Raw genomic sequence first — 215 nt, 5'->3', positions numbered from 1 at the left:
CCTTCTATTGCTTCTGGATCTGTTAATACAACCGATTTTGATTCAGCTAATGGAATGGCTTTGCCATCTTCAGTCAATTCATAACCGTCTTTGACATAATCTTTTGCCATAACACCGGTACCTTTAATATAATAGCGGGCACCGTTATCCTCTACCCAAGCATCTGCCTGCATGACACCGGATTCACCCATGAAATACCAATGTTCATTGGAAGC

The 215-nt window shown here is 41.9% G+C and carries 1 protein-coding gene; it reads right to left on the bottom strand.

Features of this window, described 5'->3' with window-relative positions; translation table 11 throughout:
• The coding region (locus DAHG_RS18290) for a hypothetical protein (RefSeq protein ID WP_034456241.1) at positions 1 to 215 on the bottom strand (215 nt) is incomplete at both ends.

Source organism: Dielma fastidiosa, assembly GCF_000313565.1.
Classification (GTDB): domain Bacteria; phylum Bacillota_I; class Bacilli_A; order Erysipelotrichales; family Erysipelotrichaceae; genus Dielma; species Dielma fastidiosa.
Note: the sequence above shows the minus strand (reverse complement) of the source record. Positions and strands in the feature narration are given on the sequence as shown.